General features: G+C 68.7%; 13 protein-coding genes. 11 read left to right on the top strand and 2 right to left on the bottom strand.

What is annotated here, in order from left to right:
* The first annotated feature begins 29 nt into the window (after positions 1-29).
* Complete coding sequence (locus tag L1087_RS04655; protein ID WP_234557860.1) at positions 30-1,217, top strand: glycine C-acetyltransferase; 1,188 nt, start codon at positions 30-32, stop codon at positions 1,215-1,217.
* Positions 1,218-2,432, top strand: coding sequence for a TaqI-like C-terminal specificity domain-containing protein (locus L1087_RS04660; protein WP_234557862.1), 1,215 nt, complete (start codon positions 1,218-1,220; stop codon positions 2,430-2,432).
* On the opposite strand, the gene L1087_RS04665 is transcribed toward L1087_RS04660, so the two are convergent.
* Positions 2,419-2,805 (bottom strand): hypothetical protein, encoded by a 387-nt coding sequence (locus L1087_RS04665; RefSeq protein WP_234557864.1) that lies wholly within the window; start codon positions 2,803-2,805, stop codon positions 2,419-2,421. The genes L1087_RS04660 and L1087_RS04665 overlap by 14 nt on opposite strands.
* 206 nt (positions 2,806-3,011) lie before the next feature.
* Here L1087_RS04665 and L1087_RS04670 point away from each other — a divergent pair, with 206 nt between their 5' ends.
* Both L1087_RS04670 and hrpB read left to right on the top strand, forming a co-directional pair.
* A complete protein-coding gene (locus tag L1087_RS04670; protein ID WP_135259354.1) occupies positions 3,012-4,919 on the top strand; it encodes a DNA topoisomerase subunit B in 1,908 nt (635 codons plus the stop codon).
* A gap of 49 nt (positions 4,920-4,968) precedes the next feature.
* Entirely contained in the window at positions 4,969-7,263 is a 2,295-nt protein-coding gene (hrpB, locus tag L1087_RS04675) for an ATP-dependent helicase HrpB (protein WP_234557865.1), read from the top strand.
* Positions 7,264-7,361: 98 nt separating this feature from the next.
* Here hrpB and L1087_RS04680 read toward each other — a convergent pair whose 3' ends face one another.
* The gene (locus tag L1087_RS04680; protein WP_135259352.1) at positions 7,362-7,790 is read right to left on the bottom strand and encodes a hypothetical protein; all 429 of its coding nucleotides are present in this window, start codon (positions 7,788-7,790) and stop codon (positions 7,362-7,364) included.
* 134 nt (positions 7,791-7,924) lie between these two features.
* Between L1087_RS04680 and L1087_RS04685 the strand changes: the two genes are divergently transcribed.
* The 7 genes from L1087_RS04685 to L1087_RS04715 all read left to right on the top strand — a co-directional run bounded on the left by L1087_RS04685 (position 7,925) and on the right by L1087_RS04715 (position 15,659).
* Positions 7,925-8,317: an SCP2 sterol-binding domain-containing protein gene (locus L1087_RS04685; RefSeq protein WP_135259351.1), complete on the top strand. Its 393-nt coding sequence runs from the start codon at positions 7,925-7,927 to the stop codon at positions 8,315-8,317.
* Positions 8,314-9,348: an alcohol dehydrogenase family protein gene (locus L1087_RS04690; protein ID WP_234557866.1), complete on the top strand. Its 1,035-nt coding sequence runs from the start codon at positions 8,314-8,316 to the stop codon at positions 9,346-9,348. Before L1087_RS04685 ends, L1087_RS04690 begins: the two co-directional genes overlap by 4 nt.
* A gap of 287 nt (positions 9,349-9,635) precedes the next feature.
* A complete protein-coding gene (locus tag L1087_RS04695; protein ID WP_234557867.1) occupies positions 9,636-10,046 on the top strand; it encodes a hypothetical protein in 411 nt (136 codons plus the stop codon).
* A 51-nt stretch (positions 10,047-10,097) separates the two neighbouring features.
* Positions 10,098-11,108, top strand: coding sequence for an LptF/LptG family permease (locus L1087_RS04700; RefSeq protein ID WP_234557868.1), 1,011 nt, complete (start codon positions 10,098-10,100; stop codon positions 11,106-11,108).
* Positions 11,105-12,148 carry an LptF/LptG family permease gene (locus L1087_RS04705; protein ID WP_234557869.1) on the top strand — a complete coding sequence of 348 codons (1,044 nt, stop codon included), beginning with the start codon at positions 11,105-11,107 and terminating at the stop codon, positions 12,146-12,148. Before L1087_RS04700 ends, L1087_RS04705 begins: the two co-directional genes overlap by 4 nt.
* Complete coding sequence (locus L1087_RS04710; protein ID WP_234557870.1) at positions 12,145-14,658, top strand: LPS-assembly protein LptD; 2,514 nt, start codon at positions 12,145-12,147, stop codon at positions 14,656-14,658. The genes L1087_RS04705 and L1087_RS04710 overlap by 4 nt, the downstream gene beginning before the upstream one ends.
* A complete protein-coding gene (locus L1087_RS04715; protein WP_234557871.1) occupies positions 14,655-15,659 on the top strand; it encodes a hypothetical protein in 1,005 nt (334 codons plus the stop codon). Before L1087_RS04710 ends, L1087_RS04715 begins: the two co-directional genes overlap by 4 nt.

Raw genomic sequence — 15,659 nt, forward strand, 5'->3', positions numbered from 1 at the left:
GGAGGGCTTGCCGGGGTTTAGATAGGGCCATGAGCGTGTCCTTGCGCGCCCGCGTGGAAAGCGAGCTGGAGCGGCTACGGGGAGAGGGGCTTTACATCCGCCCCAGGGTCCTCGAGGCCCCCCAGGAGCCCGTGACCCGGGTGGAGGGACGGGAAGTGGTGAACCTCGCCTCCAACAACTACCTGGGCTTCGCCAACCACCCCTACCTGAAGGAGAAGGCCCGCCAGTACCTGGAGCGCTGGGGGGCAGGAAGCGGGGCGGTGCGCACCATCGCCGGCACCTTCACCTACCACCTGGAGCTGGAGGAGGCCTTAGCCCGCTTCAAGGGCACGGAAAGCGCCCTGGTCTTCCAGTCCGGCTTCACCGCCAACCAAGGGGTGCTGGGGGCGCTTCTCCAGGAGGGGGACCTGGTCTTCTCCGACGAGCTCAACCACGCCAGCATCATCGACGGCCTCCGCCTCACCAAGGCCACCCGTCTGGTCTACCGCCACGCGGATGTGGACCACCTGGAAGAGCTCCTGAAGGCCCACGACACCGATGGCCTCAAGCTCATCGTCACCGACGGGGTCTTCTCCATGGACGGGGACATCGCCCCCCTGGACCGGATCGTGCCCCTGGCCAAGCGCTACGGGGCGGTGGTCTACGTGGACGACGCCCACGGGAGCGGGGTCCTGGGGGAGATGGGCAAGGGCACGGTGCACCACTTTGGCTTCCACGCCGACCCCGACGTCATCCAGGTGGCCACCCTCTCCAAGGCCTGGGCGGTGGTGGGGGGGTACGCCGCCGGGGCCCTAGAGCTCAAGGACCTCCTCGTCAACAAGGCGAGGCCCTTCCTCTTCTCCACCAGCCATCCCCCGGCGGTGGTGGGGGCCCTCCTAGGGGCCCTGGAGCTCATCCAGAAGGAACCCGAGCGGGTGGAGCGCCTTTGGGCCAACACCCGCTACTTCAAGCAGGAGCTTGCCCGGATGGGCTACGACACCCTGGGGAGCCAGACCCCCATCACCCCGGTACTCTTCGGGGAGGCCCCCTTGGCCTTTGAAGCCAGCCGCCTCCTCCTGGAAGAGGGGGTCTTCGCCGTGGGCATCGGCTTCCCCACGGTGCCCCGGGGCAAGGCCAGGATCCGCAACATCGTCACCGCCGCCCACACGGAGGAGATGCTGGACCGGGCCCTCGAGGCCTACCAGAAGGTGGGCAGGAAGCTGGGCGTCATCCGCTAGATGGCTGGCCCTCCCCTTGCCGCCTCCCACCGGAGCCTGGGCCAGGTGCCCACCCCCAAGGCCCTGGTGGACTTTATGGTGGGCCTGGCCGAGGCCCCCAAAGGGGGGCGGGTGCTGGAACCCGCCTGCGCCCACGGGCCCTTCCTCCGGGCCTTCCGGGAGGCCCACGGCACCGGCTACCGCTTCCTGGGGGTAGAGGTGGACCCTCTGGCCCTGGACCTTCCCCCCTGGGCCAATGGGGTGCGGGCGGACTTCCTCCTTTGGGAGCCGGGGGAAGCCTTCGACCTCATTTTGGGCAACCCCCCCTACGGGGCCCTGGGGGCGGGGGCAAGGCTTTCCCCCGAGCGCCGCAAGGCCTACCGGGAGCGCTTCGCCACCTGGTGGGGGCGGTACAACCTCTACGGGGCCTTCCTGGAGAAGGGGGTGCGCCTCCTCAAACCTGGCGGGCTCCTGGTCTACGTGGTCCCCGCGGGCTGGATGGTCCTGGAGGAGTTCCAAAGGCTCCGGGCCTTCCTGGCCCGGGAAGGGGCTTTGGAGGTCTTCTACCTGGGCCGGGCCTTTCCCGGGCTCAAGGTGCGGGCCGCGGTCCTGCGCTTCCGCAAAGGAGGAAAGGGGCTTCGCCTCTACGACGCCGAAGCCCTGGGGCAGGGCCATCCCCCCCTTCTCCTCCTGGAAGAACCCGCCTGGCAGGGGGAAATGGTGCGCTTTCCCCACCGGGAGGCCCTGGCCCTGGAGGGGGAAGGCCTCCCCTTGGGGGAGGTCTTCCGCATCCGCTTCGCCGCCAGGAGCCCGGAGGTCAAGGCCCACCCCCTGACCCAAACCCGGCCAGGCCCCGGCCTGGTGCCCGTCCTCACCGGGAGGAACCTCCTGCCGGGGGAGGTGGACTACGAAACCCCCCACTCCGGCCTCTACTTTCCCAAGGAGGCCGCAGGCCTCCTCAAGCCCTTCTACGCCACCCCCCACCTGGTGGTGGGCCACACCCGCCACTACCGGGTGGTGGCCGCCTGGGACGGGCGGGCTTACCCTTGGCGGGAGGAGTTCCACCTCCTCCCCAAGGAGGGGGTGCGCCTGGACCCGGAGGCCCTGGTGGCCTACCTGAACGGGCCCGAGATCCAGGCCTACTACCGGGGCCTCTACCGGGAGGTGGTGCCCCACCTCACCCGGCCCATGCTGGAGCGCCTGCCCCTGCCCAAAGGCCTCGTCAGCGCCCGGTGAAGTAGGCGCGGAGCACCAGCCCCACGGCGAAGAGGAGGCCCAGGGCCACGAAGACCTCGGGGCGCTTGGGGGGGTCTTTCAGCCCCCGGTGGAACCAGCCCCCGGGCTCGAGGCCCCCCAGGTAGTGGAGCCCTGCCGCCAGGAGGAGGCCGTAGAGGAGGTGGAGGCCGTCCTTGGGCCTGAGCCCCAGGAAAAAGAGGAGAAAGCCCAGGGCCACCTGGAGGATGGCCACCCAGGCCGCCCCCCGCAACAGGGCGTAGAAGCGGGCGGGGAGGGGCCGGGAAAAGCCCAGGAGGCCCCAAAGGGCCAAGGCGGGCACCGCCAGGAGGAGGACCAAGCCCAAGAGGGCGTGCAGGAAGACCAGCGCCGGCATGAGGGCATGATACCGGGGAGGCCCCACCCCCTTGGAGCCCAGGCCGCCATGGGAGCCTCTTGCCCCTCTATACCTGGAGGGCATTGCGGGCCCTTCGGGGCAAGCATTTCTTATACTGGCTCCTGTAAACCTAGGGAGCTTGCTGAGCCTCAGGCCCCTTTCTCAAGGGAAAAACGGGCCTCGGCAGCCTGTGCTATACTGAAGGGGTGAGCTACGACGCATCCGCCATTAAGGTGCTCAAGGGGCTGGAAGGGGTGCGCCACCGCCCGGCCATGTACATCGGCGGCACGGGGGTGGAGGGGTACCACCACCTCTTCAAGGAGATCCTGGACAACGCCGTGGACGAGGCCCTGGCGGGCTACGCCACGGAGATCGTCACCACCCTGCACGCGGACGGCTCCCTCAGCGTGGAGGACAACGGCCGGGGCATCCCCGTGGACCTCATGCCCGAGGAGGGGAAGCCCGCGGTGGAGGTCATCTACACCACCTTGCACTCAGGAGGCAAGTTTGAGAGCGGGGCCTACAAGGTTTCCGGGGGCCTGCACGGGGTGGGGGCCAGCGTGGTGAACGCCCTCTCCGAGTGGACGGTGGTGGAGGTCTTCCGGGAGGGCAAGCACCACCGCATCGCCTTCAGCCGGGGCGAGGTCACCGAACCCCTCTCCGTGGTGGGGCCCGCTCCCAAGGGCAAGACCGGCACCCGGGTCACCTTCAAACCCGACCCCCTGATCTTCGGCAACCAAACCTTTGACCCCAGCAAGATCAGGGCCCGCCTGCGGGAGGTGAGCTACCTGGTGGCGGGGCTCAAGCTCCTCTTTAAAGACCTCCAGCACGGGCGGGAGGAGGTCTTCCTGGACAAAGGGGGCGTGGCCTCCTTCGCCAAGGCCCTGGCGGAAGGGGAGGAGCTCCTCTACGAGCGGCCCTTCCTCCTCCGGGGCCAGGACGGGGACGTGGAGGTGGAGGTGGGCCTCATCCACACCAAGGGGTACAACGCCGAGATCCTCACCTACGCCAACATGATCCCCACCCGGGACGGGGGCACCCACCTCACCGCCTTCAAGAGCGCCTACAGCCGCGCCCTGAACCAGTACGCCAAAAAGGCGGGCCTCAACAAGGAAAAAGGCCCCCAGCCCACGGGGGACGACCTCCTGGAGGGGCTTTATGCGGTGGTGAGCGTGAAGCTCCCCCAGCCGCAGTTTGAGGGGCAGACCAAGGGGAAGCTTCTAAACCCCGAGGCGGGAAGCGCTGTAAGCCAGGTGGTCTACGAGAAGTTCCTGGAAATCCTGGAGGAGAACCCCCGCATCGCCAAGACTATCTACGAGAAGGCCCTGCGGGCGGCCCAGGCCCGAGAGGCGGCCAGGAAAGCCCGGGAGCTGGTACGCCGCCAAAACCCCCTGGAGTCCGACGACCTTCCCGGGAAGCTCGCCGACTGCCAGACGGAAAACCCCGAGGAAGCGGAGCTTTTCATCGTGGAGGGGGACTCGGCCGGGGGAAGCGCCAAGCAGGGCCGGGACCGCCGCTTCCAGGCCATCCTGCCCCTTAGGGGCAAGATCCTGAACGTGGAGAAGGCCAGCCTCTCCAAGGCCCTGAAAAACGCCGAGGTGCGGGCCATGGTGGCGGCCATCGGGGCGGGGATCGGGGGCACGGGGGACGAGGCCCACTTTGACCTCGAGGGCCTCCGCTACCACAAGATCATCATCATGACCGATGCCGACGTGGACGGGAGCCACATCCGCACCCTTCTCCTCACCTTCTTCTACCGCTACATGCGCCCCCTTATCGAAAGGGGCTACGTCTACATCGCCCAGCCTCCCCTCTACCGCCTGCAGGTGGGGAAGCGGGTGGAGTACCTCTACTCCGACGAGGAGCTTTCCGCCCGCCTGAAGGAGCTGGAAGGCAAAAGCTACGAGGTGCAGCGCTTCAAGGGCCTGGGGGAGATGAACCCCGAGCAGCTTTGGGAGACCACCATGAACCCGGAGAAAAGGGTGTTGAAGCGGGTGGAGCTCCAGGACGCCCTCGAGGCCAGCGAGCTCTTCGAACGGCTCATGGGCCAGGATGTGGCCCCCAGGCGGGAGTTCATCGAGGAGCACGCCCGCTACGCGGAGCTGGACATCTAAGGTACCCCGTCGTGGCCCAAGCCACGGCGGGGGCCCCAAAAGAGGGGAAATGGCCGACTGGCTGGACCAAGGGGTGGCCCTCCTAAGGCAGGAGGGCCGCCTCCTCCTGGTGGCCCCCCCGGGGGCGGGGAAGAGCACCCTTTTCACCCTCAGGGTGCTCCAGGCCCTTCCCGGAAAGGTGCTCCTCTTTGAGCCCCGGCGGGTGGCGGCCCGGGCAGTGGCGGCCAGGCTGGCGGAGAACCTGGGGGAGCCCCTGGGCCAAACCGTGGGCTACCGGGTGCGCCTGGAGGGGAAGGAAAGCGGGGCCACCCGGCTCCTGGTCATGACCGAGGGCCTCCTCACGAGGCTCCTCTTGGAAGACCCTGCCCTCGAGGGGGTTTCCGCCGTCCTCCTGGACGAGGCCCACGAGCGCCACCTGGAAACCGACCTGGCCCTGGCCCTCCTCCTCAGGGTGCAGGAGACCCTGCGGCCCGACCTGAGGCTTGCCCTCCTCACCGCCACCCCGGACGAGGACCTGAGGCGGGCCTTTTCCGGGGCGGTTCTGGAGGTGGAAGGGGAGAGCCACCCGGTGGAGGTCTTCCACCTGCCCAAAGCCCCCCAAGGCCCCCTGGAACCCCTGGCCGCCCGCTACGCCCGGGAGGCCTTCTTGGAGGGCGAGGGGGATGTTTTGGTCTTCCTGCCGGGCAAGAGGGAAATAGAAAGGGTCCAAAGGCTCTTGGAAGGCCTCCCCGCCTTCCCCCTCCACGGGGGGCTTCCCCTTTCGGAGCAAGCGGCCCTCCTCCGGCCTGGCCCCCGCAGGATCGTCCTGGCCACGGACGTGGCCGAGACCAGCCTCACCCTGCCAGGGGTGCGGCGGGTGGTGGACACAGGGCTCGCCAAGAAGCCCCGCTTTGACCCCCGCACCGGCCTCACCCGCCTGGCCCTGGTGAGGATCCCCGAGGCCTCCGCCCGGCAACGGGCGGGGCGGGCCGGGCGCACGGGGCCGGGGCGGGTCTACCGCCTCTACCCCGAGGGCCCCTTTCCCCCAGGAAGGCCCGAGGTGCTGGAGGCGGACCTCTCCCGGGCCCTCCTCCTCTCCCTGGCCTTCGGGGAGAGGCTGGAGGCCCTCCCCCTCCCCACCCCGCCCCCCCAAGGGGCCCTCGAGGCCGCCTGGAACCTCCTCGGGCTCCTGGGGGCGGTGGCGGGGGAGCGCCTCACCCCCTTGGGGCGGAGGATGCTCCTCCTGCCCACCCACCCCCGCCTGGCCCGCATGGTCCTGGAGGCGGAAAGCCTGGGCTTCCTCGCTTTGGCCACCGACCTCCTGGCCCTTTTGGAGGAGCGGGACCCCTTGGAGGGGGAGCCCGACCTCCTGGAGAAGCTTTCCGGGCTCCTCGAGGCCCGTCGGGCGGGGCGGGGAGCCTTTTTGGGGGTGGAGCGGGTCGCCGCCCTCTGGCGGGGAAGGCTAGGGGTGGCGCCCCTAAAAAGCCTCCCCGCCCCGGAGGCGGTGGGCAGGCTCCTCCTGGCCGCCTACCCCGACCGGGCGGCGGAACGGGTGGCCCCCGGGCGCTACCGCCTGGCCACGGGGCCCCTCCTCCGCCTCCCGCGGGATGGCCCCCCCTACCTGGTGGCGGTGGGGGCGGAGGCGGGCCCCAAGGAGGGCCGCGTCCTCCTCTTTGCCCCCCTGGCCCGGGAAGACCTCCTGGAACGGGCCGAGGTGGCCGCCTGGACGGGGTGGGAGGAGGGAAGGCTCAAGGGCTACCTGGAGCGGCGCTACGGGGCCATCCTGCTGGAGCGGGTGGCGGTGGACCCCGGCCCTCCCACGGAGGCCCACCTGCGGGAGGCCCTGAAGGAGGGGCTTCCCCTCCCCGAGGAGGCCCGGCAGGTCCTCCTGCGCCTAGCCTTCCTAAAAGCCCACGGGGTGGCGGTGCCGGAGCTTTCCGAGGAAGCCCTCCTGGAAGACCTCTCCTGGCTCCTCCCCTGGACGGAAGGGGTGAGGCGGAAGGAGGACCTAGCGGCCCTTCCTTGGAAGGAGATCCTCCTCTCCCTCCTGGGCGAAGCCCGGAGGGTCTTAGAGGAGCTCGCCCCTGAGGCCCTTTCCCTGCCCTCGGGGAAGCGGAAGCGCCTGGAGTACCGCCCAGACGCCCCGCCCCTCCTGGCCCTGCGGGTCCAGGAGGCCTTCGGCCTGCGGGAAACCCCCAAGGTGCTTGGGGGGAAGGTGCCGGTGGCGGTGGCCCTCCTCTCCCCCGCGGGGCGGCCGGTGCAGGTGACCCAGGACCTCGAGGGCTTCTGGGAGCGGCACTACCCCAAGGTGCGCCAGGAGCTCATGCGCCGCTACCCCAAGCACCCTTGGCCGGAGCGCCCCTAAGTAGCCGCACGCAAAGGTTGCCCCATCGGCCAAGGCCAAAGCGGCGTGCCCATGGCCTCTTTGGGGCCCCCGTCGTGGCGCAAGCCACGATGGGGTACTTAGGGCCGGAAGACCTCCGCGCGGAAGCCCAGGGCCCTAGCCTTGGCCACCAGGAGGGGGTTGTCGTCCAGGTAGAGGGCCTCCTCCGGGGCAAGCCCCAAAGCGCCCAGGGCCAGGGCCAAGGCCTCCATCTTTTCCGGGTGGAAGAAGGCCTGGTAGCCCTCGGGGGGCGGGAGGTCGGCGACCAGGTGGAAGGGCTCGGGGAAGGGGTAGGCCCGGGGGCGGAAGGCCTTGGGGTAGAGCCGGCTCGCCCCGGGGAAGAGGGCCTCCAGCACCCCCGGCCCCTCGGCCTTGAGCCGGGGCAGAAGGTCGTAGAAGGCCTGGGAAAGGTAGAACAGGGGCTCGCCGCTGGCCTCAGCGAGAAGGCGAAGCAAAAGGGGCTCCACCGGGTGGCAGTAGACCCCCGAGAGGTCCAGGAGGTAAACCACACCCCTAGCCTAATAGGGTTGCACCACAGCACGCCCCCCAAAAAGCCTTGGACAGGCGGTGCTGGCTTTGGTCGGCAAAGGGACCTTCGCGCGGAAGCCTTATACTTGGTATAAAGGGCGTGAAGGAGGAAACCATGCAGCTTTTTAGCGAAACCTGGGCCCAGGCTTACTGCCAGAAGCTCAACGCCAGCGAGGCCTACCAGAAGGCGGCCGCCACCTGGGAGGGCTCCTTGGCCTTGAGGGTGCGCCCTGACCCCTCCCAGGGCCTCCCCCAGGGGGTGGCGGTGGTTCTGGACCTCTGGCACGGGGCCTGCCGGGGGGTAGAGGTGGTGGAAGGGGAGGTGGAGGCGGACTTCGTGATCGAGGCGGACCTCGCCACCTGGCAGGAGGTCCTGGAAGGGCGCCTCGAGCCCCTCACCGCCCTGATGCGGGGGTTTCTGGAGCTAAAGCGGGGCTCCCTCGCCGCTTTGGCCCCCTATGCCCAGGCGGCCCAGGAGCTCGTTAGGGTAGCCCGGGAGGTGGCATGAAGGCCGTGGTGTACGGGGGCCCTTTCCAGGTGGCGGTGGCGGAGGTGCCCGAGCCCCGGCTGGAGGCGGAAACCGACGCCATCGTAGAGGTGGAGCTCGCCGCCATCTGCGGCTCCGATCTGCACATCTACCACGGCAAGATCGCCGGGGTCCTGCCGGGCACGGTCTTGGGCCACGAGTTCGTGGGGCGCATCGTGGAGAAAGGCCCCCTGGTGCCCTTCGCCGTGGGGGAGCGGGTGGTGGGGAGCTTCCAGGTGGCCTGCGGGGAGTGCCCCGCCTGCCGCAGGGGCCAGTACTTCGCCTGCCTTAGGGGAGGCGTCTTTGGCTTCGGCCTCGCCCTCGGGAACCTACAGGGGGCCCAGGCGCAAAGGGTGCGGGTGCCCTTCGCCCGCCAAAGCCTCTTCCCCATCGGGGACCTGCCCGCAGAGGAGGCCATCCTGGCCGGGGACATCCTCACCACCGCCTACGGGGGGGTAAGGCCCTTCCTCTCCCCGGGGATGAGCGTGGCCGTGGTGGGCTCGGGGCCGGTGGGTCTCATGGCCCAGATGGTGGCCCACGCCTTGGGGGCAGGGCAGGTCTTCGCCATCGACCCCGAGGAAAGCCGCCTGGAGAAGGCCAAGGCCCTGGGGAGCCTGCCCCTAAACCCCAAGGCGGAAGACCCCGTGGCCCGGGTGCGCCGGGAGACGGAGGGCCTGGGGGCGGATCTGGTGGTGGAGGCGGTGGGCGGGGAGGGGGAGGCCCTGGCCCTGGCCCTGCGCCTGGCGGGGCCCGGGGGGGTGGTGTCCAGCCTGGGGGTGCCCACGGCGGAAAGGCTGGACTACCCCTGGCTTTCCGCCTTCAGCCGGGGGATCACCTTCCGGAGCGCCCTGGCCAACATCCCCCGCTGGATCGGGGAGGTGCTGGCCCTGCAGAGGGCAGGAAGGCTCCGGGGAAGCTTCGTCTTCAGCCACCGCCTGCCCCTCGAGGAGGCCCCCGAGGGCTACCGCCTCTTCCACGAACGCCAGGCCAGCAAGGTGGCCCTGGTGCCCTAAAACAAAACCGCTACCCGCGGGCAACTTCTTCCTTTTTCCTTTGACTCCCTCATTATACCACGGTTTGCCGGTATGTAAAGGGGTATGCAGGAAAACCCGTCCCCAGCAGGGCATAAGGCTCCCAGTCACCTTTCCTCATGACCCCAAGGCCAGGGAGTCTGGGGAGCCTTTGAAGTTTCCCTGGAAAGAATCAGTATTAGAGCACAGGCCAGGACAATGTAACCTCGCTCCCAGCCCTCCCTGAAAGTTGGGGCTAGCCTCGAAGCAAGGCAAAGGAGGTAAAGGCCATGGCCCGGTATCTGGTGGTGGCCCATCGCACGGCCAAAAGCCCCGAGTTGGCCAGGAAGCTGGCCGAGCTTCGGAGCCAAGATCCCGAGGCTCGCTTTGTCCTTCTGGTACCCGCCGTCCCCCCGGCGGGCTGGGTCTATGAGGAAGGGGAGATCCAAAGGCGGGCCAAGGAGGAGGCCGAGGCCGCCAAGGCGGCCCTCGAGGCCCAGGGCATTTCCATAGAGGAAGCCAAACCCGGGGATGTCTCCCCCATCCTGGCCCTGGAGGAGGAGCTCATGGCCCATCCCGGGGAGTACCAGGCCATCGTCCTGGCCACCCTGCCCCCGGGGCTTTCCCGCTGGCTCCGCCTGGACGTGCACAGCCAGGCGGAGCGCTTCGGCCTGCCCGTGATCCACGTGATCGCCCACTGAGCTCCCGCCTCCTGCCCTTGTTTCTCATCCTAGACCCGTATACTCGGCCTGGTGCTGGGCCGGTATGTCCTCAAGGAGGTCCTGGTTCCCTACGGGGTGGGGGTCCTCCTCTTCACCGCCCTCCTCACCTTTGACCTCCTCTCCAGCCTCTCGGGGGTGCTCCTAAGCCGGGGAGCCGGCGTGGAGGCCATCGCCAAGCTCATCCTCTACCGCCTGCCCTGGACCCTAAGCCTGGCCCTTCCCTTGGGCCTGGTCTTCGCCATCCTGGTGGGCCTGGCCCGCCTCATCCGCCAATCGGAGCTGAAGGCAGCCTACGCCGCCGGGGTGCCCCCCTGGGCCCTTCTGAAACCCCTAGCCCTTCTGGCCCTTCTGGTGAGCCTCTTCAACCTCCTCAACCTGGCCGAGCTGCGCCCCCGGGCCCTCGAGGCCTACGACCAGCACCTGGCCCGGCTCCTCTATGGGGAAGGAGGCCTAAGCGGGGTGTTGCGCAAGCAACTTTACGCCGCGGAGGGCCTCGGGGTCTACTACGCGGAGGAGGTGCGGCCCGAGGTGGGGCAAAACCGCCTCTACGGCCTCCGGGTGGTGGACGAAAGGGGCCGGATCTACAGCGCCCAGGAAGGAGTCTGGGACAAGGAGGGGTGGCACTTCCGGGGATACGTCCTGGAGGGGGGAAAACCCAAGCCCTTTGCCGGCACCCTTCCCTTTCCCGCCCAGTTCCGCCCCAAGGAAAGCCTGGGCTCCCGCGATCCCTACGACTCCACCACCCTCAGGGAGCTTTGGGAAAGGAGCCGGGTGGAGCCCAGCGCCCGCTTCGCCCTGTACCGCCGGCTTTCGGATGCCCTCGGGGGCTTCTTCTTGGGTCTGGTGGCGGCGGCCTTGGGGCTTTCCTTCCGGGAGGCTGCCTGGGCCTTCTTAAGCATCGTCCTCCTCATCTTCGGCTACTACGTGCTGTGGACCTTAAGCGCCCAGCTTGCCCGCTACGACGTGAACCCCCTTTTGGCCTTCCTCCCCAACGCCTTTTACGGGCTTTTGGCCCTCTTCCTCACCTGGAGGCTTAGATGAAGACCCTGGACCGCTACCTCCTGCGCGAGGTCCTGGCCCACTTCAGCCTGGGGCTTGCGGTCATCGTCCTCCTCTTCCTGGCGGGGGCGGTCTACGAGGTCCTGGCCCCTTTGGTGGCCAAGGGCGCGGATCCCTACACCCTTCTCCTCTACCTCTTCTACCGCACCCCCGAGGCCCTGGTCCGGGGAGCCCCCGTGGCCTACCTCTTCGCCCTCCTCTTCCTCCTCTCCCGCCTGGCCGAGGACTCGGAGCTGAAAGCCCTTCTCGCTTTGGGCATCCGGCGGGAGCGGGTCCTCTTCCCCTTCTTGACCCTGGGAGGGGTTCTGGCCCTTTTGGGCTTCCTTTTGGGGGAAAGCCTGGTGCCCAAGGCCCTGGCCCAGGGGCAGGACCTCCTGCGGCGGCAGGTGCTGGAAAGGCCTAGGGCCCTCCTCAGCCCCGGCACCTCCTTCCAAGACGCCAAGGGAAGGGTGGTCTACGTGGGGGAGGTGGCGGGGGACCGGATCGGAAAGCTCCGGGTGCTGTCCCAAGAAGAGGTGCTCTTGGCAGAGCGGGGAAGCTTTGGGGGAGGGGTTCTGCGGGTAGAGGGAGGTCTTCGCATCACCTACGAGGGGGACCGCCCCCGCACCCTCACCCGCTTCCAGCAGGGGGAGCTGGTCCTTAAGGACCTCACCTTTGAGCCCTGGCAGAACCCCGCCAACCGCATGACCCTAAGGGAGCTTAAGCAGGAGGTGGAAAGGCTTAAGGCCATGGGGGTGAAGGCAGGCCTCGAGGCCACCACCTACTACCGCCGCTTTGCCGAGCCCGCGGCCAGCCTGGTCTTCGCCCTCTTCGCCGTGGGCCTGGCCTTCTACCTCCTGGGGGGCTCAAGGAGCCTGGGCCTTGTGGGGGTGGCGGTCCTCACCTTCTTCTACTACGCCACCTGGAGCGTGGGGCGGATCATGGGGGAGCAGAACGCCCTGGATCCCATCCTGGCCGCCTGGGGGCCCAACCTGTTCTACGGGATCCTGGGCCTCCTCCTCTTCCTAGGAGGGCGGAGGTGAGCCGCTCCTGGCTTGGAGCTATCCGAAAATCGGCCTTAGGGCTGACCGCGGTCGTGCTCTTCTTCTCCCTGGCCCTGGCCCAGGAGAAGGTGTTGAGGATCCTGGAGGCGGAAAAGCTGGAGCTAAGGCAGGAAGGAGGGGAGGAAGTCTACGTGCTCACGGGGAGCCCCGTGCGCCTGGAGCGGGATGGGGAAACCCTAGAGGCGGGAAGGGTCACTTATTTCCGAACCCGTAGGCTCCTCTTCCTCTCCCAGGGGGTGCGCTACCGGGACGGGGAGGGCCGGCTGGTGGAGGCGGAGGAGCTGCAGATCGACCTCTCCGACGAAAGCTTTGACGCCCTCGAGGTGCGCATCGAGGCCAAGGACCTACTGCTCACCGGCCCCCTCTGCCAGCGGGTGGCGGGGACCATCCTCCTGGAAGGGGGCTACGCCACCCCTTGCGCCTCCTGCGGCCAGGAGGTGCCCGACTACGCCTTCCGCGCCCGGGAAATCGTCCTCTACCCGGGGGACCGGGTGGTGGCCCGAGGGGTGGTGGTTTTGGTGCAGGAGAAACCCGTTCTGGAACTTCCCGTCCTCCTCCTCTTCCTCTCGGAGCGCCGGCCCCGGTTTGAGGTGGGCCAGGACGAAGGGGGCTTTTACCTGAAGGCCGCTTTACCCTACGTGGCCGACTTCGGCCTGGGCTTCACCCTCCTCTCCTACTATCAGGGCCGGGGCTACGGGTTTGGGTTTGACCACGTGGGTACCGGGGAGGCCAAGGAGCGTTACTTCTTCCTCTACACCCCCCCGGACACCTTCCAGTACCGGGGGGAGTACGCCCTAAAGCGGCAGGAGTTCTCGGTGAGTGCCCTTCTGGAGCGGGACGATACCCGGGAAAAGCTCTCCCGCTTCCGCCTAGAAAGCCTCTTCCCCGGCACCCCCACGCCAGGGGAGTGGCGCTACGCCCTGAGGGTGGAGGGCTTTTTGGACCACGACCCCGCCACCCCACCCCCCCGCACCCTCCAGCGCCTGCCCGAGCTGGAGGTGCAAAGCCCCGTGTTGCGGGAAGGGCCTTTCAGCGTGCAAGCGAGCCTGGCCGTGGGCCGCTACCTGGCGGAGACCAACCCCCTAAACCGCTCCGCCCGGGCCCTGGGGCCCTATGCCGAGGTGGGAAGGGCCCTCCTTTCCCACAGCGAAAGCCTTTCCTTTTCCCCCTGGCCCGGGGCCAGCTTGCGGGCGGAAAACCGCTTCCGGGGCTTCTACTACACCACGCAAAACCCTGATGGGGAGCCCGAGCGGCAGGTGGACTGGACCACTGCGGTCAGCCTCCGGCAGACCTTAGGGGGGGTAAGCCTCGAGGCCGCCTACCAGCGAAGCGTCCAGGAGGGAGAAACTCCCTTCCGCTTTGACGCCTTGCCCCAGCGGCGAAGCCACCAGGCCACCCTTAGCCTGGGCTTCCAGGAAAAGCCCCTCCTCCTCAGCCTGAAGGCAGGAAGGGACCTGGAGGTGGGGCGCTACCTGCCCCTCGAGGCCCAGGCCGCCCTCCAGGACCAGGGCTACGCCCTCACCCTAGCCCACCGCAGGGGCTTGGAGGGGGAAGGCCCCCTGGAAACCCGCCTGGAAGGCAGCCTCACCCCCTACCCCTTTTCCTTAAGGGCTAGCCTCCGCTACGACCACGCCAAGGCCCTCTTTGACCCCCTCCTCCTCCAGGCGGGCTACGCCCTGCCGGGGGGAAGCCTGAACCTGGCCCACCGCCACGACCTGAACGGCCAAGGGGCCCTCACCACCGACCTCACCTACGCCCTCCGGGAAGGAGCCACCGCCTACACCCTCCAGGGAAGGCGGGACTGGCAGCAAAACACCCTTGCCCTCCAGGGGCAGGCCATCCTGGGCCCGCAAAGCTTCTCCCTGCAGGCCACCTTGGACCCCAGGGCCCTGGCCTACGCCCTGGGCTACCGGGCGGGGACGGCCCCGGGGCCCCTTCTGGACCTCCTCCTCTCCGGCCGATACCAGGAGGGCCTCCGAGGAACGAACCTGCGCCTGGGCTTGGTCCAGGCCCTCCCCGAAGTGGGCTTCCGCCTCACCGCCAACCTGCACCTGCCCGAGGTGGAGGATCCGGGGGTGTACCTGCGGGACCTCACCTTCAGCGGGGGGGCGGAGCTTTGGAAGCCGGTGCCCGCGGGTGCGGAAGGGGAAGGGGCCATCCCCGGCCTCGCCTTCTCCGGGGCCCTCACCTACGCCCGCCGCCCCGACCGGCCCGAGGGATACGGCCTCGCCTTGCGGAACTTCGGCCCCACCCTCACCTTTTTGGGCCGGGAGAACACCAAGCTTCACCTTGCGGCCCTCCTCACCCAAGACCTCCCCGGAACCCCCCTGAAGCCCCGCTTCCTCCTGGTCCTGGACCGCTGCTGCTGGGCCCTGCGCTTTACCCTAGACGCCCAAAAGGGCGCCATGGGCTTAGCCTTCCTCTACGGAGGCCAGGCGGCGGGGCTTCTCCTCTCCGAGGAGGGGGTGAGGTTGGGAGGTGCGCCATGAGGCACCGCAAACGGCTCACGTACGCCTTAGGACCCCTTTTGGCCCTGTTCCTTGCCGCCTGCACCGGAAGCCAGGAACCTCCCCTGCCGGCCCTGGTGGCGGCGGGAAGCGGGAGCGAGGTGCGCTTCTACCGGGCGCAGGACCTGCAGGCGGGCACGGCGAGCCCCGTGGCCACCTGGAGCACCCCGGGCCTCCAGGACCTGGCCTACAGCAACGCCTTCCAAAGGCTCTACCTTCTCTTCCCCAACCGGGTGGAGGCCTACAGCACCGCGGGCTTCACGGCGGACGACGCGCCCCAGGGAGCCCCTTCCGTGGCCCCCCTTCCCGCGGACTGCACCGGGGGCTACCTGCGCCTGGGGCAAAACCAGCTCCTCGCCCACTGCCCCGCCGCGGGCCAGGCCTTCCTCTTAACCCTTCCCGATCCCGGCACCCCCCAGGCAGCCGACCTCACCGGCCTCCCCCCCGGGGTGCGCCTGGCCCTCTTCCCCAAAGGATCCCAAGACCTCCTGGGCTACCTGACCCAGCAGGCCCTGGGCTACCGCCCCGCCCTGAACCCCACGGGCACCCCTAGCCTGGAGAAGCCCCTAGACCCCTTGCCTTCCCAAGGCCCCTTTGACCTCCAGGCGGACCGGAACCAGGGCAGGCTCTTGGGGCTTGCCGCCACCGCCACGGAGGTGCGCCTTTACGCCCTGGAAGGAGACGCCCTCACCAGCCGCAAGGTGCTGTGGGACTTTCCTCAGCCCAGCCGCCTGGCCCTCGACCCCGTGGGGGGAGGGGTAGTCTATGGCCCGGGCTTCCAGGTCCTCTTCCCCAAGGACTCGGGCCTCCAGCGGCCCTTCAAAACCTACGCCGCCGGCCTGGTGGGGCAGGACGGCTACCTCTACCTGGTTCAGGGGACGGGCCTCGAGGTCTACGACCTGGTGCCCTCTCCACCCCTCCTGGTGCAGAGCCTTGCCTTGGGCTTCTCCCCACAATCCCTGGCCTTCATCCCCGTAGAATGA

The sequence above is a fragment of the Thermus tengchongensis genome (assembly GCF_021462405.1).
Lineage (GTDB): Bacteria > Deinococcota > Deinococci > Deinococcales > Thermaceae > Thermus > Thermus tengchongensis.

What these genes read in the sequence shown, in the direction of transcription:
- L1087_RS04655 (WP_234557860.1), top strand. Translation starts at nt 30, where the DNA reads ATGAGCGTGTCCTTGCGCGCCCGCGTGGAAAGCGAGCTGGAGCGGCTA.
- L1087_RS04660 (WP_234557862.1), top strand. Translation starts at nt 1,218, where the DNA reads ATGGCTGGCCCTCCCCTTGCCGCCTCCCACCGGAGCCTGGGCCAGGTG.
- L1087_RS04665 (WP_234557864.1), bottom strand. Translation starts at nt 2,805, where the DNA reads ATGCCGGCGCTGGTCTTCCTGCACGCCCTCTTGGGCTTGGTCCTCCTC.
- hrpB (WP_234557865.1), top strand. Translation starts at nt 4,969, where the DNA reads ATGGCCGACTGGCTGGACCAAGGGGTGGCCCTCCTAAGGCAGGAGGGC.
- L1087_RS04685 (WP_135259351.1), top strand. Translation starts at nt 7,925, where the DNA reads ATGCAGCTTTTTAGCGAAACCTGGGCCCAGGCTTACTGCCAGAAGCTC.
- L1087_RS04690 (WP_234557866.1), top strand. Translation starts at nt 8,314, where the DNA reads ATGAAGGCCGTGGTGTACGGGGGCCCTTTCCAGGTGGCGGTGGCGGAG.
- L1087_RS04695 (WP_234557867.1), top strand. Translation starts at nt 9,636, where the DNA reads ATGGCCCGGTATCTGGTGGTGGCCCATCGCACGGCCAAAAGCCCCGAG.
- L1087_RS04705 (WP_234557869.1), top strand. Translation starts at nt 11,105, where the DNA reads ATGAAGACCCTGGACCGCTACCTCCTGCGCGAGGTCCTGGCCCACTTC.
- L1087_RS04715 (WP_234557871.1), top strand. Translation starts at nt 14,655, where the DNA reads ATGAGGCACCGCAAACGGCTCACGTACGCCTTAGGACCCCTTTTGGCC.